This window comes from Paenibacillus ihumii (assembly GCF_001403875.1).
Classification (GTDB): Bacteria; Bacillota; Bacilli; order Paenibacillales; family Paenibacillaceae; genus Fontibacillus; species Fontibacillus ihumii.
In genome coordinates this window covers 417524-437045 of the sequence record NZ_LN884297.1, presented here as the reverse complement: position 1 = coordinate 437045, position 19522 = coordinate 417524, and the positions used below count along the sequence as shown (strand labels likewise).

The window sequence follows — 19522 nt, the reverse complement described above, 5'->3', positions numbered from 1 at the left end:
ATAACGCCATATAAACGCCAGAAAGGAGAGAGTGTCATGGCAGGAAGACAATTAGCCGATAAATGGCTGAAGACAGAAGCTCTTCTAAAAGATGCCGAGGTAGCGGTTCATGTTCCGCAGACCCGGAAATACAGCGCAGAAGCCCTGCAAGGCGTGTTGCACCAGTTTGGAATGGCGGTTATTAAACCAGTTCGCGGCGGAGGCGGTTACGGAGTTATTAAGGTAACCTATGCGGGCGGAAGCTACGGCTTCACCTATATGTCCCGCAGCTGGTCTTTCAAAAGCTTCGATGCGATGTTTCGTGCGTTAAATAAAGCCAAGGTCGGCCGGAAGTATATTATTCAGCAGGGAATTCATCTGGCCCGGATCGGGGGAAGGCCGATCGATTACCGGGTCAAGGTCGCCAAACAGAACGGGAAATGGGTATACCGTTCCATGCTGGGCCGGCTGGCCCGTCCGGGACTGTTCGTGACGAATCTGGCCAAGGGCGGTACTCAGCTCAGCGCGAGAGAAGGGCTCAGACGTTCTCTTGGCAAAGTGCCGATCCGCAAAAAGCGCGAAGAAATGCGCGCCTTGACGAATAAATGCATCTCCATCATGGAATCGGCTTTCCCGGGCGTTGGAGAGCTGGGCTTTGACTATGGCATCGATACCAGCGGCAAGATTTGGATCTTCGAAGTCAATACCCGGCCGCAATGATTTTACAAAAATACGTTTAATTGGATTAAATTCACGGTAAGTATTAATAGAGTGTATATTTTATTTGTTCACAATTAAAATTTTTTTGGCGAAAAAACAGGCTGTGGAACCTGTGTATAACTTTTGTCCACATTACCCCAATATATAATTCAACTGTTTTAGACAATTACTCACAAGTTATTCACAGGATTTCCACAGTCGTTTGTGGATAACAGAACGCTTGTTCCACTCCGCATTTCTTGATATGATCTTAATATAATATTAGGAAAAAAATAGAAGGGATGTGTTACCAATGGCGATGTTAACAGACGAAATGCTGCTTGAATCCTATCATATGGCTACAGAATTGCAACTAGACATGGAGTTCATTGCTCTTCTGTTGGCAGAAATCCATAAGCGCAACCTGGAGATCAATTTAACCATAGTACATTAATCGACGAATTTATTAGCAAGTTCCATGTTAAGGCGCAGGCCATGCGTTGACATGATAAATATAAGCTTCGTGGCAGTGCGGACATTGCACGACATGCTCGCAGCCCTCCGTGTGGAACGAATCGATGGCGGAATTGTATTGGTCGGCCGAGCCGTACGGACTGTATGGTCCGGCGTAGTCCTGCCTCCTTCCCGCATGCTCCAGCGTGCTGCCGCAGTCGGGACAAGCTGCTGTTAGTGGAGCTAATCCATTGCATAACGGGCAAATCAATGTCAAAGGGTATCCCTCCTTTACGGTATGTTGCACCGTAAAGGTAAGATACCCTTTATTGACCCATGTTATGAATTTATAGTTTCAAGTTGCTGCTGTGACCTGGGGATAGCTTCGCCTCAGGATCGACGTATACCTTCGCATTATTTACAGCCGTTGGCGCTTCGCCAAATCCGACCGCAATCAAATCAAGCTTGCCGGGATAGGTTGTAATGTCCCCGGCGGCAAATATGCCCGGGATCGAGGTCTCCATTCTTGAATCGACAACGATGGAATTGGACTCGATTTCAAGTCCCCACTCAGCGATCGGTCCAAGGGCGGACACGAATCCGAAGTTCACGACGACATCGTCTACTTCGATTTCCTGCGTTTCTTTCGTCTTCGTATGGGCCAGGGTAACGCGCTCAATGCGTTCGTCCCCGTGCAGCGCGGCGATTTCGGAAGGCGTGATGACGCGCACACTGGAGCTCATCAGCTTCTCGACGCTGTGCTCATGCGCCCGGAATTTATCGCGGCGATGGATGAGCGTAACCTGCTCGGCGATCGGCTCGAGCATCAGCGCCCAGTCCACAGCAGAGTCTCCGCCGCCGCTGATCAGCACCTTGCGCCCGCGGAACCGATTCAAATCACTGACGAAGTAGTGCAGGTTAGCCTTCTCGAAACGCGGTGCCTCCTCCAGCTCCAGGCGACGCGGCTTGAACGCGCCGACGCCTGCGGTTATGATGATGGCCCTCGCGAAGTGGACATCTTTATCGGTCGTAACGACGAAGTGACGCTCCTCTTTCTTCTCGATGCTCAGCACCGTTTCCTCCAGACGAACATCCGGATTGAACAGCTTCAACTGCTCGTGCAGGTTGTTAACGAGCTCCTGGCCCGTAATTTTAGGAAAGCCTGCAATATCGTAAATATATTTCTCAGGATACAGGGCGGCAACCTGGCCTCCCAGCTGAGGCATACTTTCGATTAATTTGACGGATGCTTTTCTCATGCCGCCATAAAAAGCGGCAAACATGCCTGCCGGACCTCCCCCGATAATAAGCAGGTCGGAAAATTCGCTCCCGGTATTCAAGGATGACACTGGCAAACACCTCCAGATCTTATTCGACATTCATTAATGTCATTTCTACTTTATTATAAGCGTCCACCTTATCGTTGCAAAGTGAACGCATTATGGCAGTTTTTTCTCGGCATTTTATGACTAAAATACCGCTAAAACCGCGTAAAATAAGACTTGATCTTTTATAAAAAAGTCGATATCATTCAAATTGTGTGCGCACATAAATGTGACGAAAAAGGTAACTATTATGAATAGGAACATTTTTTTTTGATAAAATTGTGATAAAGGTTTAGAATTGATGTGACAAATGTCGCATTTACACATTGCGCATAATTCATGGATAATTACCAGAGACTATATTTTTATGTGTTAAATTTCACATTTCACATTTCAGTTTTTGGTTTTATTTAAAATATAGAGTGTCCAAATTGGAAGGAGAACAAACTCATGAGTACCATACCTAAAATCGTTATTCTTGGAGCAGGCTATGGCGGAATCCTGACGGCTCAGCGTTTGCAGAAAGAATTAAATTACAATGAAGCTGACGTTACGCTGGTGAACCGTCATGATTATCATTATTTCACGACGCATCTGCATATGCCTGCAGCGGGAACAGATTCGATCGAGAATACACGCGTTTCGATCTCCAAACTGATCGACGAATTCAAAATCGATCTGGTGAAATCGAACGTTCAAGAAATTCGCATCGCGGACAAGAAGGTTGTCCTTCAGGACGGAACCCTGTCTTACGATTACCTCGTTATCGCGCTTGGCGGGGAGCCTGAATCCTTTGGCATTCCGGGACTTGGCGAATATGCCATGACGATCCGCAGCATCAACTCGGTTCGTCTGATCCGTCAACATATCGAATATCAATTTGCGCTCTACAAAACGGATGAGAGCCGCACGGATCGCCTGAACTTCGTAGTGGGCGGCGCAGGCTTCAGCGGCATCGAATTCGTTGCCGAGCTGGCCGATCGCGTGCCTGAGCTGTGCAAGGCTTACGATGTAGATCCGAACCTGGTTAATGTATATAACGTAGAGGCAGCTCCTACCGCACTGCCAGGCTTCGACCCTGAACTGGTTGAATATGCCATGGATGTGCTTCGCAAGAAGGGCGTTCAATTCAAAATCGGCGTAGCGATTAAAGAATGCACGCCAGAGGGCGTTGTTCTTGCTACGGGCGAGGAGATCAAAGCAGCTACCGTCGTATGGACCGGGGGGATTCGCGGCAACCGCCTGATCGAGGCAGCAGGCTTCGAAACAGCCCGCGGCCGCGTGAAAATCGATGAGTACCTGCGTGCGCCGGAGCATGACAATGTGTTCATAATCGGCGATAACTCGCTGATGTTTAATGAAGAGGGCCGTCCATATCCGCCAACGGCTCAAATTGCTATGCAGCAGGGTGTAATCTGCGCGCAGAACGTCGTTGCCTCAATCCGCGGCAAGGAGCTGAAGAAATTCGTGTTCAGCAATAAAGGAACGGTTGCTTCTCTGGGCAAAGGCGAAGCCATCGCTACCGCATTCGGCAAGAAATATAAAGGCTGGGTGGCCGCTCAGCTGAAAAAGGCCGTAGATATGCGTTACCTCTTTATCATCGGCGGCATTCCGCTCGTCTTGAAGAAAGGCAGATTCCTGTAAAATGCGTCACTGCAGTGTACAGGTGCGGGGGCTGCTGACCCGGGAAGAGCTTGACAGGTATAATGCCTTAATGGAGGTCGGCTCTTATTTGGAGTCGCAGCAGCAATACGATCTGGCTTACCATGTGCAGAGGGAAGTCGATATTCTCATTCTTCCGGCGATCGAAAGATTGAAGGAGAAGGGGAGAGCCCGCGACCGTGCGACGGCCGAGTTTCTGGAATCCATGCGGGACGAAGAGGAATAGGATTTCCGAGAGATTTCCAAGAAAAATAAACAGGGGTGTTCCGGTATAATTCCGGAACACCCCTTATTGTATTGCAAATATCTGGATTAGGTTATAGCTTCAGCATCTCTTCAAAGAGCTGTTCGTTCAGCAGATTGCCGACGTAGAAGGAGCCGAATTCGCCGTACCGGGCACTGACTTCATCGAAGCGCATTTCATAGACGAGCTTCTTGAACTGCAGGGCATCGTCCGAGAAGAGAGTGACGCCCCATTCCCAGTCATCGAGGCCAACGGAGCCGGTGATGATCTGTTTCACTTTGCCGGCGTAGCTGCGGCCGATCAGACCGTGGCTGCGCATCATGGCACGCCGCTCATCCATCGACAGCATGTACCAGTTGTCGCTCAGATCGCGCTTCTTGTTCATCGGGTAGAAGCAAATGTATTTGGATTTCGGAAGAATTGGCTGCAATCTTGCCATGACCTCCGGATTTGCCTTAGGGTCGCCGCCTCCGGATGCCAAGTAGTTGCTGAGCTCGACTACGCTGACGTACGAATAGGATTTCGTGGTGTATTGCGCAAAGGTCGTTTTATTGAAGGAGTTCTCCAGCGCATTAAGCTCCTCCAGCGTCTCGCGCAGATGCATGAATACAAAGTCGGCTTTCTGGCCTACGACGGAATAAACCGCAGTGCTTCCTTGCTTGGCTTCCTCGACGCTGCTCCATTCCTGCAGGAAGGCGTGAAGCTCCTCCAGGGCGCCCGCGCGTTCCTCATCATCAGCGGCTCTCCAAGCAGTCCAGTTGATGGAGCGGAAATCATGCAGGGCATACCAGCCCTCCAGGGTTAATGCTGCTTCATTCATTTATGATCACTCCTATGGTTTCCTAGTAATTACAAGAGAGAATACATTGACCCTATTGTATCCTATGGCTCGCAAGCGGGCAAATCGATTCACAATCTATTCACGGAAAGTTCGTTGCTTCGCAACATTTTTTCTAGTAAACTTACTACTAGTGTGGGAAAGCTGTGATCTAGCTTATAGAGCTTGTTGAAGAAGGGTTGGGAAAAGCAATGGGTTGGCTCGTTGTGTTGATATTGATGGTTCTGTTCTTTGTGATGATGTTTGGCATCGGATTCATTCTTAATATGCTGATGAAAACAACTTGGTTTCCGGCCTATGTGTTTATTATTGTCATCCTGCCGATTGTCGTATACTCGCTATGGAACCGTGAGCAGAGCTTCTGGACGTATGTAGGCTCGTACCGTCTGGTGGATTATTTGACAGCGATCGCCGGGTTGTTCGGAGCGATCCTCAGCGGCTGGACGATCCGCAAGCTGCGCCAGGGCGGGTACAAAATGTTCTAGCAATAATATAGATATGGACTTGAATGAGCTGTCCATACAGTAAGCCCCGGGCCTTGGCCTGGGGCTTGTTATTTGGTGATTTGAGCATAGGGCGACTTAAGTATACTGACGAAATCAGCATATTAGAGAAATGTGCCGTCTGTGGATGAAGCATACGGTTATTCAGGCTTGCCGTCATTGCTTTGCTTCATCTTCCATTTTTGAAATTCCAGAAAGCTCTTGAATTCCTGCTTGCTGATTCCAGAATTCATGGCTTCCTCGACAAGAAGTGACCATTCCGGATCCAAATGCTGATCGGCGGGCCGCTCTCCATACAGCAGCATGGGAATTGTAACATTCAGGGCGCAAGCGACCTTCTCTATGAATTGAATGGAAGGGTTGCTTTGTATGTTCCGCTCAACATTGCTTAGATAAGATTTAGCGACCTCCGCTTTGCTGGCCAGCTCCGATAAAGACAACTCCTGCTCCAGGCGGAACTTTTGAATGCGCTCTCCAATGTGGTCTGCCATAAGGACGACGCCTCACTATCCTATACGAAGATATTTTTCGAGATTTATTATAGCAGAATATGCAGCATGCGACAAAAGAAGGGGCGAAGCCGGTTCCCGGAAGGAGAAGGGGACTTTCCGTTCGGGCAGGGGGAATTATTTAGCCTCACCGGCCCCTTGCCTTGCTTCAAAGACCCATTTCAATTGCAGGGAATCTCCCTGGAACTGGTTCTGATCCTCGCCGTTATCCACAAATTCGAATTTGACGATGAGATTATCCGTGGTTCCGGCCTTTAGCCCGCCCCGCTCCTCGAACCATTCCTGCCATTTATTCTCCACGGCATCCGGCGCCAAAGACTGCAGCTCGTAAAGCGTCGTTTCGTAAATCACATCCTCCTGCTTATCGAGGTTGGTCAGGAATCTGACCTTGATATGCTTTCCGAAATCATCGGTATTCTCGGGCTCTCCTGTCTTGTTGATAACGCTGTAGCTGGTGCGTAGAAGGACTTTTTCGATATCCAGCGTGCCGTTGTTCAGCAGCTTGAAGGTACGGATGCCATAGTCGCCGGGCTTGATGTTATCCAAATTGATGAGGGCGGTCGGCTCCGCGTTAAGGTCTAGCGTCCCTGCAGCGAATGTCCCCGTCGTTTCGACCGAATCGCTGAAATAGGCGAACGTGCCTCCGCCGATAAGCGCCAGACCTAAAGCTGCTGTCAACACGCCGAGACTTAGCGTTTTTTTGATTCCCATAATCGATAATCCTCCTTATGATTGGCTTGATATATTGCGGCCTTATGCGGGCATAAGGACAGCAATCAGGGTAAAGTGGGCAGAGTGTTGGGCATCCCAACCCGGGTTATGCCGTCTCCATAACCATGGCTACACCGCTGCAGGTGAATCCGGTCCATCATGGTTGCTTGAGGTCTGCTCCAGCTGGGAAATCACTTTCCATATGGAATATGCGCCATGGAGAAACAGCAGCAGTCCTGGAACGATAAGAAGTAGGAGGCTGCCTGTTCTGGTCCCGGCAAAGCTGAGGAAGTAGCCGGCATAGGGCAGGGTAAACCCTGTATAGGAACCGATGATGTTGTCTGGGCGGACGAGGGCGCTGTCGGGCGCGTCATTGTTGTCCCCCTGGGTGCGATACAGAATTTGGCCGCCGCTCTCGCTGGTCCTGACTTCGATAATGCGATGGGTGATGAGCCGCTGCTCATCAGCCCGGAATGTGATGATGTCTCCGGCCTCGAAGCGCTTCATAGCTTCCGGGCGCTGCGGGGAAATGGCGATGACCGATCCCGTCTGAATTTCCGGCTCCATCGAGCCCGATAGCACCGTTTTGAGCTGATATCCATAGAAGCTCGGCTCACCGCCGGTTATTCTGGACCACAATATCGCCCCGATCACGGCCATGCAAATGATAATGAGCAAATAATAAACCGTTCGAATCGCGAGTTTCCCTATTAGCCTCATAATGGCTCCTCCTATCTCACAAGCTGGAGCTGGGTCACCAACTGGAGCTGGGTTGCTAGGGACTTCGTATTTTGCTTGATCCCCTCTAGCGTTCCATCTGCAGTTCTTTAGGCGACTCCACCCTCGTTATATTTGTCAATTTATCAGTTATCACTTCCAACGACTCATCTGTCACCATGCCTGATATCTCATCTACTATTTCAACTGGCAGTGGTTCCAGGGCATAATTTAGCGGATCATCTAGCGAATCGTTCAACACCTCACCGAGCGCGTGATCTGACGACTCATCTAGAGCATGATCTAACGGTTCCTCTAATGGCTCATCTACTAGTTTTTCTAGCGGCTTATCTAGCGGTTCTCCCTGCAGCACCTTCGGCAGTATCTGTTGCTCCGCCGATTCATCGGCTTCTGCCTTTGAAGGCTCCCCGACTGCGGTGGCCGAGTCAGTCCGCTTCTCGTCAGGAGTCGACAGGTCATTCCGCTCCTCATCTGGAGCAGCCAGGTCTTCGTGCTCCTTCTGCACAGCCCGCTCAGCTTCTCGCGCACGCTGCTCTTCCGCAGTTGCTCTCAGCATAGCCAGGTGTGATTCCAGAATCCCTAGCTCGGCTGAAATCGCCTGTTTCTCCGCTTCCATCGACCGCTGAATGACCTCATAGAACTGGAGCAGCTTCTGGCTTGTCGCTTCACCTGCAGCCTCTTGAGGCACCGTAAAGTCTGCTGCATCTTGAACCAACTGATTTGTGAGCGAATTCGGGACGTTCTGAACCGCGATTCCGGCATCATATACTTGTCGCAAGTAATCCGTCAATTCCTTCAAGGAAGCGGAGAATGCAGCAGATAACAGGGCATCCTCGGAAAAATAGTCCGTTGACTTCTCGAGCAGGCTGTCTTGAGACAGACGGGCACAATTGACGGGAAGCTCCCTGAGCATCCGGATGATATGATTCAAGGCGGCGCCGCCCGAATTAAGCTCATTCGCAATTTGCTGGATTGCATAGGAGGAGACTGCAAGTCTAGCATCAAGGGCCGCAATCTCCTTCTGAAACGATTCGATCTGAAGGGATAGACGGGCTGCTGCTGCATCAAGCCCGCCTGCAGTGAACGGGCTGGTGGATTCCATCCCCGCTTCGGGATAGGTTGCATTTGTAACGGTTGCGCTTGTCGCAGGTGCGTCCATTGCAACAGTCCCGGGAGAAGATGCTGTCTCCGCTGAATAAGGCTTGGCGAAAGCTGGGGCAGGGGGGAGGGAATTTACCGGAAATAGGATAGCCGGAGCAGTGGTGGTTGCAGTGTAAGCCTGAAGCTGACTTTTGCTAACGCTTGCGCTTTTAAAATGCTCTAAAGCTCCGGAGAGCAGGCTCTCGATTTCACCCGGAAATATCCGGCAGGCCTTCATAGTAACGTCTGCGCTGCTGGAACTCGTGAACTCGCCGTAAGTGGCGCCGAGTTGAGTCGGGAGATATAGGAGCAGCGCCGACAGGAGGATTATCGCGTCCAATAGCGGTGTTCTTCGCGGCCTCAGCCTCCTTCGCGGCTTCTCTCGCTTTTGGATTGCGGTTGCTCTAGGACGGCGCAACGGGTCCCCTCCTCTCCGGGAAAATCATTTAGCATCAAAACGTTCGTTATTAAGAACAACAATGTGATGTAAATATAAGGGATTCACGCTAGAATGGAAAGCGCGACAAACGGCCGAAAAGCCTATTTTATACGTGGAAATGCATGAATTGCTTCATCGTTCTGCGGATTCCATTAATTTACTGCCCTCTATTGTTCTTTATAAAGAACAATAGGCATTGCCGAGAATAAGTAACATCTTTCTTTAGGAGGGGACGATGATGAATAAGCCGATCCAGACCATGGCAGGCCGGCGGTCTGCCAGCTCTGATGAAGCGGAGTGGATGCATTTGCTCGCAATGGCCAAGGAGGCTGGCATCCCGATCGAGGAGGTGCGTTCCTTTTTGCGCGGGAGATCTGCGCCAGGGACCGGACAGGCTGCATGTCCAAAAATATTCGCGAGCAGAAGCATTCAGGAAGAAGAGGAAGAAACATTGCCTATCGCGTTGAGAGATGATATTTTTCGGCGAAATTTGTAGGGTATCCCCGATTCAGGGAGATCGCTTTTGTGATAGAATAGAGAAAGTCTACACGTACGTGAGCTTGGAAGGAGCGATGAAATTATGCGCATGAACAATATGCTGCACTTTACCGAGAACCACCGTTACTGCGTATACCGCGACTTCGGCCTCAGCGCTGTCGACGGCAGAATGCTAAGCCTGGTTTATCAGCCGATGGTCGGCGCGTTCGCCATCGGCTTCTACCGCCTGCTTGCCGAGCGGGTCAGCTTGGAGCAGGTCGGATATTCCCCGATCGAGCAGCAGCGGGAGCTGTTCCTTACGCTGGGCCTGGAGCCGAGCGAGAAGGGGCGCAAATATTTAATCGAGCAGGCATCGAGGCTGGAGGCCGTCGGGCTTCTGCAGACAAGCCGTTTGTACATACCGGATAGCGATGATTATATCTACGAGTATGAGCTGCAGGCGCCGCTTACCCCAGCGGATTTTTTCCGGACCCAGCATTTGACCCTGCTGCTTCGCGATAAAATCGGCAAGTTCGCCGTTCTTGCCCTGCGTGAGCGCTTATTCAGCGAGGAGCCGCCAGAGTGGAGCGGACTTACCTATAATAAAGAGAATATTTCGGTGCCTTTCTACGATATATTCGAGTTAAATACCCATGCCATAGATTACGAGCTGGAGCAGGCGATTGCCGAATCCTCCATAGGGAGGCAGTCCGGCAATCTGCCGGGGACAGAGGAAGAGGCGATCAACTATGCCGATATCATTATTCGCTTTCCGCGCGAATCGGCGAATCGCTCCTATGTAGAGGCGCTTCGCTTCGATCCCGAAGGGATGGGAATCGCCAATTATGTAGCCCGCAAATATGAGCTTAGCGTGCAGGATTTATGCCGGCTGCTGGACGAGGACGGTGTCTTCGGCACGGACGGCCGCCTGCTGCTGGAGAGTCTGCAGCATAAAGCGAATCTCCACTTCAGGCAGGGGAAGCGCCGCAAGGAAGAGAGGGAAGCCGCCTACGCCAAGGTTGTAGCTCTGCGGTCGCCGGAACCGGGTGCTGATGAAGGGCTGCCGGAGGAGGTCGCCGTGCAGATGGAGTATTATGTCGAAGTTCCTCCCCAGTTCCTCAGCAAATGCGACATCCATCAATACAACATGATGCTGCGCAATGAACCGTATACCCGGCTGCTCAAGACGTTTTTCCCGGGCTCGGTGCCCGATAATTTATTGGATATCTTCGAGAAAATCGATTTGAACTACAAGCTCCCCGGCGAGGTTATCAATGTACTGATCCATTATTTGATGGAGCTTCTTACTTCGGGCGGAGAGCAGCGGATCAACCGCAATTTTGTGGACGCGATCGCTGCGAACATGCTGCTTAAGCGGATCGATTCCTACGAGAAGGCTGTGCACTATATTCGCAATCGGGCGAAGATTCGGAAAGACAAGGGCAAGTCTCAGGGAGCATCCCAGCAAGCGGGAGGCAGAAGCCGGGCCTATGGCAGGCCAGGCGCAATCAAGCCGGACATTCCGATCGTCCAGAGCTCGGCGAGCGAAGGCGCCGTATCGGAAGAGGAATTTGCCGAGCTGCTCAAAATGGCCGAGCAAATGCAGGCCAGCAAAAATAAAGGAAGCATGTAATTTTAGGAAGGTGAATGTTAGCCTATGGAATCACTCGGGGAACTGCTGACGCAGATGAAGAGTCCGGGACTTCGCCGGCGCTCGGAGGAATTGACGGCGAGGCTGATGAGCGATCCGCTGATTTTGGAGCTAAGGGCAAGTTATCCTGAATTGAAGGATGAGCAGCTTACGCTGAGTATGGCCAAGCTCTATCAATATGTGCAGACTTCGCGTCACTGTGACAGCTGTCCGGGACTTGAGCGCTGCCCGAATGATTTTCCCGGCCATTATACGAAGCTGACGGTTGAGACCGTCAACGGAACGGCTACGGTTAACGACCGCCAAGTCCCCTGCAATCTGCAGATCCAGCGGGAGCGGGAACTCGCGATCAAGAAGCGGATCCACAGCTTCTACGTGGATGAACGGGCGCTGGAGGAAGGCTACAGCGAAGTAGAGATTATGAGCAAGGACCGGGAGCGGGCTCCGGCGGTGAGCCGGGTGTTCCAATACATCAATGAGGTGAAGGCTGGCGGCCTGCCGCCTCGCGGCCTGTATTTGGAAGGGCATTTCGGGACGGGCAAGACCTTCTTGATGTGTTATCTGCTGCATGAGCTGGCCAAGGCGGGCTATTCTGGAGTGATCGTGTACATGCCTGAATTCGTCGAGGATTTGAAATCGATGTTCCAGGACAGCCAGAAGCTGAAGGAAACCATTGAAATCATGAAACAGGCCGACTTGCTGATCTTTGATGACATCGGCGCGGAAAATTTGAACCCTTGGGTCCGTGATCATGTGATGGGTTCGATCTTGAACTACCGGATGAACCGCAAGCCGACCTTCTATACGTCGAACTACTCGCTTAACGGACTCGAGAAGCATTTGAGCTTTACGAGCAAGGATGGGGAAGAAATTCATAAAGGACAGCGGCTGATGGACCGGATCGCGCCATTTGTGGAGGTTGTGCCGGTGCGGGGCGTGAATAAGCGGGGACAGAATTAAAGCTATCCCGCGCGTCCTGCGCCAATAAAAATAGCAGGCCAGAGCTGGAGAAGCTTGGCCTGCTATTTTTATGGATTTGCGAAGGGTTCCTTATGTATAAGCGTGCCAGGATACCCATGCCGATTGATGGTTGGAACAACCTACAATTAGCTGGCTAGAAATTTGAAAATGACCATACCGAAGAAAATGACGATCATGACCGTCAGCATGCCAAAAAAGCCGTTCATCAGGTCAAACAAGTCGTTGCGCGGTTCTTCGTTGATATGCTCCCGCGGGTCATTTACATGCGTATTTGCGTCCATGGCGATGGGTCCTCCTCGAGAATTAATATTTATCAATGAAATACGTCATAGACAAAACGATTTTGGGTTATTATTAGTATAACCAAACGTTCAACAGTTTGTAAAGAACAAGCCGGAAGTACGATTTTTCATTTGCTATATATTTGTGGTATACTTTGAATGACGCTAATTTTTTAGCGGCTTTATTCATAAGTATGACACAAATCATGTGCAATTAACATGTTATCTGCGTGCCCTTAACATGAAGGAGGAGATTTATATGGCAATCGTTAACGTATCCGATCAAACTTTCAATAGTGAAGTGGAAAGCACGGGAACTGTCCTGGTTGATTTCTGGGCTCCTTGGTGCGGCCCTTGCAAAATGATCGCCCCAATTCTGGATGAACTGGCAACGGAAGTAGGCGATTCCGTCAAGATCGCTAAAGTCAATGTTGACGATAACCCAGAATCGGCTTCCCGCTTTGGCGTAATGAGCATTCCGACGCTTATTCTCTTCAAAGACGGCCAACCGGTCGATAAAGTGGTCGGCTTGAACTCGAAAGATGCTTTGAAGAGCCTCATCGCCAAGCACCAGTAAGCTGCAGTGCAAGGATTAGCGCTTTGTAACGCCTCCGGAATCTCCGGGGGCGTTTTCTATGTCATACCCTGTGTAGTATCATAAGGAGAGGGGGGAGCATGGGTATGGATGAATCAGTTCAGGGGCTGCAGAAGCAGGAGCAGGAGAAAGAGAAGGCGCTGGAGAATATCCGCCACAAGCTGGCGCTCCTGCCGGATTTGCCAGGCTGTTATTTGATGAAGAATAAAGAAGGAACGATTATTTACGTCGGGAAGGCCAAGGTGCTGAAGAACCGAGTACGTTCCTATTTTACGGGCAGCCATGACGGCAAAACCCAGCGCCTTGTCTCGGAAATCCGCGATTTTGAATATATCGTGACCGCGAGCAACATGGAGGCGCTCATTCTAGAGTGCAATTTAATCAAAAAACACCACCCGCGTTACAATGTCCTGCTTAAGGATGATAAGACGTTCCCTTATTTGAAGATCACGAACGAGCCTCATCCAAGACTGGAGGTAACCCGGCGGGTGCTGAAGGATAAAGCGAAGTATTTCGGACCCTACCCGAACGGTTACGCGGCCCAGCAAACCAAGAAGCTGCTCGACCGCATGTACCCGCTGCGCAAATGCAATGTCATGCCTAAAGAGGTCTGTCTGTATTACCACATCGGCCAATGCATGGCGCCATGCGTCCAGGAGGTGCCTCAGGAGAAATACGATGAAATTACGCAGGAGATCCAATCCTTCCTGAGCGGCGGGCATGAAGAGATCAAGAAGGAGCTCCAGCGGAAAATGCAGGAGGCGGCCGAGGAGCTGTATTTTGAACGGGCCAAGGAGCTGCGCGATCAGATCATGAGCATCGACGCGCTTATGGAGAAGCAGAAGATCACGATGGCCGACGCCAAGGACCGCGACGTGTTCGGCTATGCGGTCGATAAGGGCTGGATGTGCGTACAGATCCTGTATATGCGCCAGGGGAAAATGATCGAAAGGCATGCCTCCGTGTTTCCGTTCTATGGCGATGCTTATCAGGATTTCCTGTCGTACGTGACGCAGTACTACAGCGATAATCCAGCCCTGCCCCAGGAAATCCTGCTGCCGGCGGAGCCCGCTGGCCAGGAAGCGGAAGCGGGCGGTTCGGAGGCCGACTCCAAGGAAGCCGCTGAAGCCGCGCACACCGCAGATGCGATCAGCGGGGCGGCCGAGCTTCAGCAGTGGCTCGGCGTCAAGACCCATGTGCCGCAGCGCGGGCTGAAGCGGCAGATGATCGGTATGGCCGAGGAGAATGCCCGTGTGTCCCTGGAGGAGAAGTTCCGGCTCATCGAACGGGATGAAGAGCGCACCTCGAGGGCAGCGGCGAACCTGGGCGCGGCGATTGGAGTAGAATCGCTCGCGCGGATCGAGGCGTTCGACAACTCCAACATTCAGGGGACGAACCCGGTATCCGCGATGGTCGTGTTCATCGATGGCAAGCCGGCGAAGAAAGAGTACCGGAAATATAAAATCCGGACCGTGGAAGGCCCGGATGATTATGAGACGATGCGGGAAGTAATTCGCCGCAGATATGAACGGGTGCTCAAGGAAAACTTGCCGCAGCCGGATTTGATCGTCGTAGATGGCGGGAAGGGCCAAATATCGGCCGCTATCGACGTGCTGGAGAACGAGCTGGGCTTGTTCATTCCGGTGTGCGGGCTCGTGAAGGACGACAAGCATAAGACGGCCCAGCTTATGGTGGGCGATCCGCCCGAGCCCGTGCATCTGCCGCGCGACAGCCAGGAGTTCTATCTCCTGCAGCGGATCCAGGAGGAGGTGCACCGCTTCGCGATCACCTTCCACCGCGAGCAGCGGGCCAAGTCTATGGTAGCGTCGCGCCTTGATGCGATTCCAGGCATTGGAGAGAAGCGGCGCAAGCTGCTGCTGAAGCATTTCGGCTCGCTCAAAAAAATAAAAGAGGCCTCCGTCGAAGACTTTCGGCCTCTGTCGATCGGCGATAAGCTCGCCAATCAAATTATAAATGCCCTTCGGGACGAGGAGTCGTAAATGGCGGCTCCTCTTTTTTGTATTGTACCGGCGGAGCGCTTCCCGACCGGCCCGGCGGGTTGAATAAATAGATGACATACGCCACGATAGCCGGCAGTGCGATATACAGTACGCCAGCGGCCAAGTTCAGCGTTCCGCCCATTAGCATGAGGCTGAATGACATCAGGATGCTGTTGAAGACGACATGCGTGAACATGGCGGTAATGTAGCCGTAGCGCAGGAAGACGAAGCTGAACAGCAACCCGATGATCGTCAGCTCGATCGGCCGGGAGTAGACCGGATAAATCGGATACAAGGAATGTCCGAGCGCCCAGATGAGCGACGATAGCAAGCTGGCTACGAACGTGCTGCGGAATATTTTCTTCAGCATCGGGATGCCGAACAACCGGTAGACTGCCTCCTCACCGATTCCCGCCACCCAGGCAAGCAGGGGAAACAGAACAGGATAGAGCATGTTGTACGCTGATTGCGAAGCATCGGTCGTTGACCAGGTGCCGATCGAACGCTCTAGGATAAAGAAAATAATCGCTTGCGCGCCAAGCAGGATAAGGGCCCAGAGATAGCCGTTTTTCATCGAGAGCATCACATGCCGGCCGTATCCCGGCTCTTTGGCCCGGCTCCAAAGATTCCGTCCCTGCTGCCGCCATAGTCCGTCTCCCCCCACCAGGGAGAAGTAGATGGAGGCCGAGATAATTAATGTAACTATGCCCTGTACAATGTAGCCGGCGATCAGGATACCGTCTCCCATTCCATCCTTCTTCAGCATGGGAAGCATATTAATGGCCCCGGCCAACGAGAATACAAAATAGACGGAGGACAGAACCAGACCGCGCAGGAAGGAAGAGTACGGACGCGTCCTTGCGCTGTAAATGATTGCTAATATGCCGAGCACGAAGGAGAACAGGGCATAGCCGGCCCAGGTGAACCAATTGGCCAGTGTCTGCTGCCCTTTGACATATTCCTTATGAGCTGCCGGGGGAGCGAAATAAGCTTGCATGGAGGAAACAGCATCGTCTTCAAAATGGAATTCGATCTGGCCGCGGGACTCGCCGGCTTCATAGCCGGATACCTCGTAGACCAGTCCGGCCTCCTTCGGAGCATTCTTGACCGTCAGCTTGGCGGGGTCAAAGCCAAAGGCTGCCAGGTAGGGCTCTGCCAAGCCTTCCTTTTCTGCGGACGTCAGTCTGCTCTCCAACCATTGCAATTCTCTGCCGCTCTGTATACTCTGCTCAAGGAGCAGCTCTTTGGTGGCATTGCTATAGGTGACAATACGCTCAAATCCGGCAACTCTGCCTCCGTACATGTTAACGTCTATGGTCAGGGCGCTAAGCACGTCATCCGGCCGCTCGAACCGTACGCGAAAAAACTCTAACGGGAACTGTTCATCGTAGTCTTTCATGTATGTGTTCATCAGTTTTTCCCGGGATAAATAACCGTATATATCCGACCGCGTATCATAGGTAACCAGGGCATCGTCCGGCGGCACCGGGAGCCCCAGCGTGGAGCCGGCAAATTCAGCAGCTATTTCCGCTGCCTCCTGCTTCGTGATCGTCTTTTTAAGCTGCACTAATGATTCCGGCGCGGCCAATGGCAGAATCACCTGAAGGATCAGAAAGACAAGCAAACCTGCAGCAGCCATCAGATAGACGGTGCGCTGCTTCGGCATTCGTCCTGTGGACGAAAAGACAGATAACATTCCAAAACCCCTTTGCAGTAATGTAAATGGATATCAATGTAAAGATACCATAAATCCATAAGCCATCGCCAGAATGCCCAGGAACTCGGGGCTGAAAAGGCGCAATAATACCGTAAAAATACAGCATGGCTCAGAGAATGAAGGCTGACGGGCAGCGTTTCGGGCAGCAAAGGTGATTTTCATCGTATTTCGCGCAAATTACGCTTTGTGGTGAGCGTGAATTAAGCTTATAATCCAATTCATAGAGATGAGATGAAAATGAAATGAAAGAGATGAAAATAATATTTGCCGAATTTCCACAGGAAAACGGGGGAACCAATTTTTAGGGGTGAATTTCCAAGTCTGCCGGACGGAGCGTCCGCCGCAGGACGAATAGGGTGACTGTGCAGCCCGAACCCGTCAGCTAACCTCGTAGGCGTATTGCAGAGGAACCATATCCGAAAGGCTCTGGATTTCCAGTGCTTTTTTCTTTTGCCAAAGGAGCCGTCCTAATGGGATAAATACGTTGTGGGTATGCTGAAAAGGAAGACGAGGTGAACAGGATGTCCAAATGGCTTAAATTATCTCCCCCGCAAATATTGGTGCTTGGTTTTGCGGCCATCATACTGGCCGGAATGCTGCTGCTCATGACGCCGCTCGCCAATGTAAGCGGGGAGCCTCTTCCTTTAATAGATGCGCTGTTTACGGCGACCTCTGCCACCTGTGTGACAGGGCTCGTCGTTCGCGATACCGGGACTCACTTTACGGTGTTCGGCCAAATCGTGATCATGACGCTCATTCAGATCGGGGGCCTTGGCTTCATGACGATGGCAACCCTTTTCTCGCTAGTGTTGAAACGGCGGATTTCGCTTCGCGACCGTCTTCTGCTGCAGGAGGCGATGAATCAAAACACGATGGAAGGCATCGTGCGCCTCATCCGCAAGGTGTTCATGTACTCCATGATCATTGAGGCTGCCGCTGCCGTGTTGTTTACGCTGCGCTGGGCGTTTGACATGCCGCTTGGACGAGCGGCTTATTATGGAATTTTTCATGCCATCTCCCTGTTCAATAACGCGGGCTTTGATTTATTCGGCGAGTTTCGCAGTCTGACAGGATACGTGAATGATCCGCTCGTTAACTTCGTATCGATCTTTCTGATTGTATCTGGAGGGCTGGGCTTTATCGTTCTGTCCGAGCTTGTGGATTTCCGCCGCAGCCGCAAGCTGTCGCTTCATTCCAAGGTGGTGCTGTCCATGACGGGCTCCCTCATTATTATTGGAGCTGCAGTTATTTTTATATTTGAATTTACGAATGTGAAGACGATGGGCTCGCTGGATTGGGGCGGGAAAATATGGAGCTCGTTCTTTCAATCGGTGACGTCAAGAACCGCAGGGGCAAATTCAGTGGATATCGGCGCGCTTCGCCAGGCTTCGCAATTCTTTATTATCATCCTTATGTTCATTGGCGCGTCTCCGGGCTCGACGGGCGGGGGGATCAAGACGACGACGTTCACGATTCTGGTCGGGGCGGTCATTTCCATGATCCGCGGCCGCAATGATCTGGTCATGTTTCGATACCGCTTGGCCCAGGAGCGGATATTCAAAGCGGTGACGATTACGATGCTTGCCCTATTCCTTGTAATTGCGGTAGCGATGGTGCTCTCAACGACCGAGGATGCCAGCTTCCTGAGCATATTGTTCGAGACGACGTCCGCCTTTGCCACGGTGGGCTTATCGATGGGGCTGACGATGGATTTGACCGATATCGGCAAAGTTATATTATGCTTCATGATGTTTACCGGACGGCTCGGACCCTTGACGCTGGCCTTTGCGCTTGGACCGAAAAAAGGTAAAGAGTTATACCGCCATCCCGAAGGGAAAATGATTATAGGATAGGAGATTGACCATTCCATGAAAATGCAGCAGTTTGTGGTGATCGGCTTAGGGCGCTTCGGCTCCAGCCTGGCCCTGGAGTTGATGGACTTGGGGTACGAGGTGCTAGGCGTCGATGTGAACGAGGAGCTGGTGGAGGACATGAGCGCCTACTTAACCCATGCCGTCGTGGCGGATGCTACGGATGAAGAGATGCTGAAGTCCCTGGGCATCCGCAACTTCGACTGCGGCATCGTGGCGATCGGCAGCGATATACAGATGAGTATACTGACGGCGATTCTGCTCAAGGATTTGGGCATCAAGACGGTGGTTGCCAAAGCGATCTCTGTGCTGCACGGCCGCGCGCTGGAGAAGCTTGGCGTAGACCGGGTGATTTTTCCGGAGAGGGATATGGGGGTTCGCGTGGCGCATCAGCTGGTTACGCCGAATCTTCTCGATTATATCGAGCTGTCGAAGGAATACAGTATCGTTGAGTTAAGGGTACCGGATTGCCTGGCGGGAAAAACGCTAGGGGAGATCAACCCCCGGGTCAACTTCAACTGCAGCGTAGTGGCGATTCACAAGCATACGGGAGTCATTGTTGCGCCTACCGCCATGGACGTGCTGGATGCTGGAGATATTATGGTTCTGATCGGGTCGAATGATAGCATAGATAAATTTGAAGCTATGATTAACGAGGAAGAGTAAGCTGAGGCGAGAGAATAAGGAAGCTGCAGTTCGGCCTGAGGCC

21 protein-coding genes and 1 riboswitch are annotated in these 19522 nt (G+C 51.6%); of the genes, 12 read left to right on the top strand and 9 right to left on the bottom strand.

The window, feature by feature from the left end; genetic code table 11:
* The first annotated feature begins 36 nt into the window (after nt 1-36).
* Nucleotides 37-699, top strand: coding sequence for a YheC/YheD family protein (locus BN2762_RS04685; protein ID WP_055105857.1), 663 nt, complete (start codon nt 37-39; stop codon nt 697-699).
* A gap of 292 nt (nt 700-991) precedes the next feature.
* Nucleotides 992-1132, top strand: coding sequence for a sporulation histidine kinase inhibitor Sda (sda, locus tag BN2762_RS04680; protein WP_148499871.1), 141 nt, complete (start codon nt 992-994; stop codon nt 1130-1132).
* 27 nt (nt 1133-1159) lie between these two features.
* On the opposite strand, the gene BN2762_RS25790 is transcribed toward sda, so the two are convergent.
* Together BN2762_RS25790 and BN2762_RS04675 are read right to left on the bottom strand one after the other, a co-directional pair.
* A complete protein-coding gene (locus tag BN2762_RS25790) occupies nt 1160-1408 on the bottom strand; it encodes a hypothetical protein (RefSeq protein WP_074048568.1) in 249 nt (82 codons plus the stop codon).
* A 70-nt stretch (nt 1409-1478) separates the two neighbouring features.
* Entirely contained in the window at nt 1479-2510 is a 1032-nt protein-coding gene (locus BN2762_RS04675; RefSeq protein ID WP_392391560.1) for an NAD(P)/FAD-dependent oxidoreductase, read from the bottom strand.
* A 396-nt stretch (nt 2511-2906) separates the two neighbouring features.
* On the opposite strand from BN2762_RS04675, the gene BN2762_RS04670 reads away from it, so the two are divergent.
* A complete protein-coding gene (locus BN2762_RS04670; RefSeq protein ID WP_055105855.1) occupies nt 2907-4100 on the top strand; it encodes an NAD(P)/FAD-dependent oxidoreductase in 1194 nt (397 codons plus the stop codon).
* 1 nt (nt 4101) lies between these two features.
* Nucleotides 4102-4344 carry a hypothetical protein gene (locus BN2762_RS04665; protein WP_055105854.1) on the top strand — a complete coding sequence of 81 codons (243 nt, stop codon included), beginning with the start codon at nt 4102-4104 and terminating at the stop codon, nt 4342-4344.
* A 91-nt stretch (nt 4345-4435) separates the two neighbouring features.
* Here the strand turns inward: BN2762_RS04665 and hemQ are convergent, their stop codons facing one another.
* Nucleotides 4436-5182 (bottom strand): hydrogen peroxide-dependent heme synthase, encoded by a 747-nt coding sequence (gene hemQ, locus BN2762_RS04660; protein WP_055105853.1) that lies wholly within the window; start codon nt 5180-5182, stop codon nt 4436-4438.
* A gap of 209 nt (nt 5183-5391) precedes the next feature.
* On the opposite strand from hemQ, the gene BN2762_RS04655 reads away from it, so the two are divergent.
* Entirely contained in the window at nt 5392-5685 is a 294-nt protein-coding gene (locus BN2762_RS04655) for a YuiB family protein (RefSeq protein WP_055105852.1), read from the top strand.
* A gap of 158 nt (nt 5686-5843) precedes the next feature.
* On the opposite strand, the gene BN2762_RS04650 is transcribed toward BN2762_RS04655, so the two are convergent.
* The 4 genes from BN2762_RS04650 to BN2762_RS04635 form a co-directional block, all read right to left on the bottom strand.
* The gene (locus BN2762_RS04650) at nt 5844-6194 is read right to left on the bottom strand and encodes a helix-turn-helix domain-containing protein (protein ID WP_055105851.1); all 351 of its coding nucleotides are present in this window, start codon (nt 6192-6194) and stop codon (nt 5844-5846) included.
* 135 nt (nt 6195-6329) lie between these two features.
* On the bottom strand, nt 6330-6923 hold the full coding sequence (locus tag BN2762_RS04645; RefSeq protein ID WP_055105850.1) for a TasA family protein: 594 nt from the start codon (nt 6921-6923) through the stop codon (nt 6330-6332).
* Between the two features lie 129 nt (nt 6924-7052).
* A complete protein-coding gene (gene sipW, locus BN2762_RS04640) occupies nt 7053-7643 on the bottom strand; it encodes a signal peptidase I SipW (RefSeq protein WP_055105849.1) in 591 nt (196 codons plus the stop codon).
* An 85-nt stretch (nt 7644-7728) separates the two neighbouring features.
* Nucleotides 7729-9219, bottom strand: a complete 1491-nt coding sequence (locus tag BN2762_RS04635; RefSeq protein ID WP_055105848.1) for a hypothetical protein — start codon at nt 9217-9219, stop codon at nt 7729-7731.
* A 256-nt stretch (nt 9220-9475) separates the two neighbouring features.
* Here BN2762_RS04635 and BN2762_RS27505 point away from each other — a divergent pair, with 256 nt between their 5' ends.
* From BN2762_RS27505 to dnaI, 3 genes are all read left to right on the top strand, one after another.
* Nucleotides 9476-9736 (top strand): anti-repressor SinI family protein, encoded by a 261-nt coding sequence (locus tag BN2762_RS27505; protein ID WP_230202419.1) that lies wholly within the window; start codon nt 9476-9478, stop codon nt 9734-9736.
* An 84-nt stretch (nt 9737-9820) separates the two neighbouring features.
* Nucleotides 9821-11350, top strand: a complete 1530-nt coding sequence (locus tag BN2762_RS04625) for a replication initiation and membrane attachment family protein (protein WP_055105846.1) — start codon at nt 9821-9823, stop codon at nt 11348-11350.
* 24 nt (nt 11351-11374) lie between these two features.
* A complete protein-coding gene (dnaI, locus tag BN2762_RS04620; protein WP_055105845.1) occupies nt 11375-12328 on the top strand; it encodes a primosomal protein DnaI in 954 nt (317 codons plus the stop codon).
* Nucleotides 12329-12474: 146 nt separating this feature from the next.
* On the opposite strand, the gene BN2762_RS26780 is transcribed toward dnaI, so the two are convergent.
* Nucleotides 12475-12630, bottom strand: a complete 156-nt coding sequence (locus tag BN2762_RS26780; RefSeq protein ID WP_148499870.1) for a YqzM family protein — start codon at nt 12628-12630, stop codon at nt 12475-12477.
* Between the two features lie 259 nt (nt 12631-12889).
* Between BN2762_RS26780 and trxA the strand changes: the two genes are divergently transcribed.
* Together trxA and uvrC are read left to right on the top strand one after the other, a co-directional pair.
* Nucleotides 12890-13207, top strand: a complete 318-nt coding sequence (gene trxA / locus BN2762_RS04615; protein WP_055105844.1) for a thioredoxin — start codon at nt 12890-12892, stop codon at nt 13205-13207.
* A gap of 104 nt (nt 13208-13311) precedes the next feature.
* On the top strand, nt 13312-15225 hold the full coding sequence (gene uvrC / locus BN2762_RS04610; protein WP_055105975.1) for an excinuclease ABC subunit UvrC: 1914 nt from the start codon (nt 13312-13314) through the stop codon (nt 15223-15225).
* Here uvrC and BN2762_RS04605 read toward each other — a convergent pair.
* Nucleotides 15194-16921, bottom strand: a complete 1728-nt coding sequence (locus tag BN2762_RS04605) for a CPBP family intramembrane glutamic endopeptidase (RefSeq protein WP_055105843.1) — start codon at nt 16919-16921, stop codon at nt 15194-15196. The genes uvrC and BN2762_RS04605 overlap by 32 nt on opposite strands.
* Before the next feature lie 276 nt (nt 16922-17197).
* Nucleotides 17198-17354, top strand: a riboswitch (cyclic di-AMP (ydaO/yuaA leader).
* A gap of 109 nt (nt 17355-17463) precedes the next feature.
* Here BN2762_RS04605 and BN2762_RS04600 point away from each other — a divergent pair.
* A complete protein-coding gene (locus tag BN2762_RS04600) occupies nt 17464-18795 on the top strand; it encodes a TrkH family potassium uptake protein (RefSeq protein WP_392391559.1) in 1332 nt (443 codons plus the stop codon).
* 15 nt (nt 18796-18810) lie between these two features.
* On the top strand, nt 18811-19479 hold the full coding sequence (locus BN2762_RS04595) for a potassium channel family protein (RefSeq protein WP_055105841.1): 669 nt from the start codon (nt 18811-18813) through the stop codon (nt 19477-19479).
* Nucleotides 19480-19522: the final 43 nt, after the last annotated feature.

What these genes read in the sequence shown, in the direction of transcription:
- BN2762_RS04685 (WP_055105857.1), top strand. Translation starts at nt 37, where the DNA reads ATGGCAGGAAGACAATTAGCCGATAAATGGCTGAAGACAGAAGCTCTT.
- sda (WP_148499871.1), top strand. Translation starts at nt 992, where the DNA reads ATGGCGATGTTAACAGACGAAATGCTGCTTGAATCCTATCATATGGCT.
- BN2762_RS04675 (WP_392391560.1), bottom strand. Translation starts at nt 2,510, where the DNA reads ATGTCGAATAAGATCTGGAGGTGTTTGCCAGTGTCATCCTTGAATACC.
- BN2762_RS04670 (WP_055105855.1), top strand. Translation starts at nt 2,907, where the DNA reads ATGAGTACCATACCTAAAATCGTTATTCTTGGAGCAGGCTATGGCGGA.
- BN2762_RS04665 (WP_055105854.1), top strand. Translation starts at nt 4,102, where the DNA reads ATGCGTCACTGCAGTGTACAGGTGCGGGGGCTGCTGACCCGGGAAGAG.
- hemQ (WP_055105853.1), bottom strand. Translation starts at nt 5,182, where the DNA reads ATGAATGAAGCAGCATTAACCCTGGAGGGCTGGTATGCCCTGCATGAT.
- BN2762_RS04655 (WP_055105852.1), top strand. Translation starts at nt 5,392, where the DNA reads ATGGGTTGGCTCGTTGTGTTGATATTGATGGTTCTGTTCTTTGTGATG.
- BN2762_RS04650 (WP_055105851.1), bottom strand. Translation starts at nt 6,194, where the DNA reads ATGGCAGACCACATTGGAGAGCGCATTCAAAAGTTCCGCCTGGAGCAG.
- BN2762_RS04645 (WP_055105850.1), bottom strand. Translation starts at nt 6,923, where the DNA reads ATGGGAATCAAAAAAACGCTAAGTCTCGGCGTGTTGACAGCAGCTTTA.
- sipW (WP_055105849.1), bottom strand. Translation starts at nt 7,643, where the DNA reads ATGAGGCTAATAGGGAAACTCGCGATTCGAACGGTTTATTATTTGCTC.
- BN2762_RS27505 (WP_230202419.1), top strand. Translation starts at nt 9,476, where the DNA reads ATGATGAATAAGCCGATCCAGACCATGGCAGGCCGGCGGTCTGCCAGC.
- BN2762_RS04625 (WP_055105846.1), top strand. Translation starts at nt 9,821, where the DNA reads ATGCGCATGAACAATATGCTGCACTTTACCGAGAACCACCGTTACTGC.
- dnaI (WP_055105845.1), top strand. Translation starts at nt 11,375, where the DNA reads ATGGAATCACTCGGGGAACTGCTGACGCAGATGAAGAGTCCGGGACTT.
- BN2762_RS26780 (WP_148499870.1), bottom strand. Translation starts at nt 12,630, where the DNA reads ATGGACGCAAATACGCATGTAAATGACCCGCGGGAGCATATCAACGAA.
- trxA (WP_055105844.1), top strand. Translation starts at nt 12,890, where the DNA reads ATGGCAATCGTTAACGTATCCGATCAAACTTTCAATAGTGAAGTGGAA.
- uvrC (WP_055105975.1), top strand. Translation starts at nt 13,312, where the DNA reads ATGGATGAATCAGTTCAGGGGCTGCAGAAGCAGGAGCAGGAGAAAGAG.
- BN2762_RS04605 (WP_055105843.1), bottom strand. Translation starts at nt 16,921, where the DNA reads ATGTTATCTGTCTTTTCGTCCACAGGACGAATGCCGAAGCAGCGCACC.
- BN2762_RS04600 (WP_392391559.1), top strand. Translation starts at nt 17,464, where the DNA reads ATGTCCAAATGGCTTAAATTATCTCCCCCGCAAATATTGGTGCTTGGT.
- BN2762_RS04595 (WP_055105841.1), top strand. Translation starts at nt 18,811, where the DNA reads ATGAAAATGCAGCAGTTTGTGGTGATCGGCTTAGGGCGCTTCGGCTCC.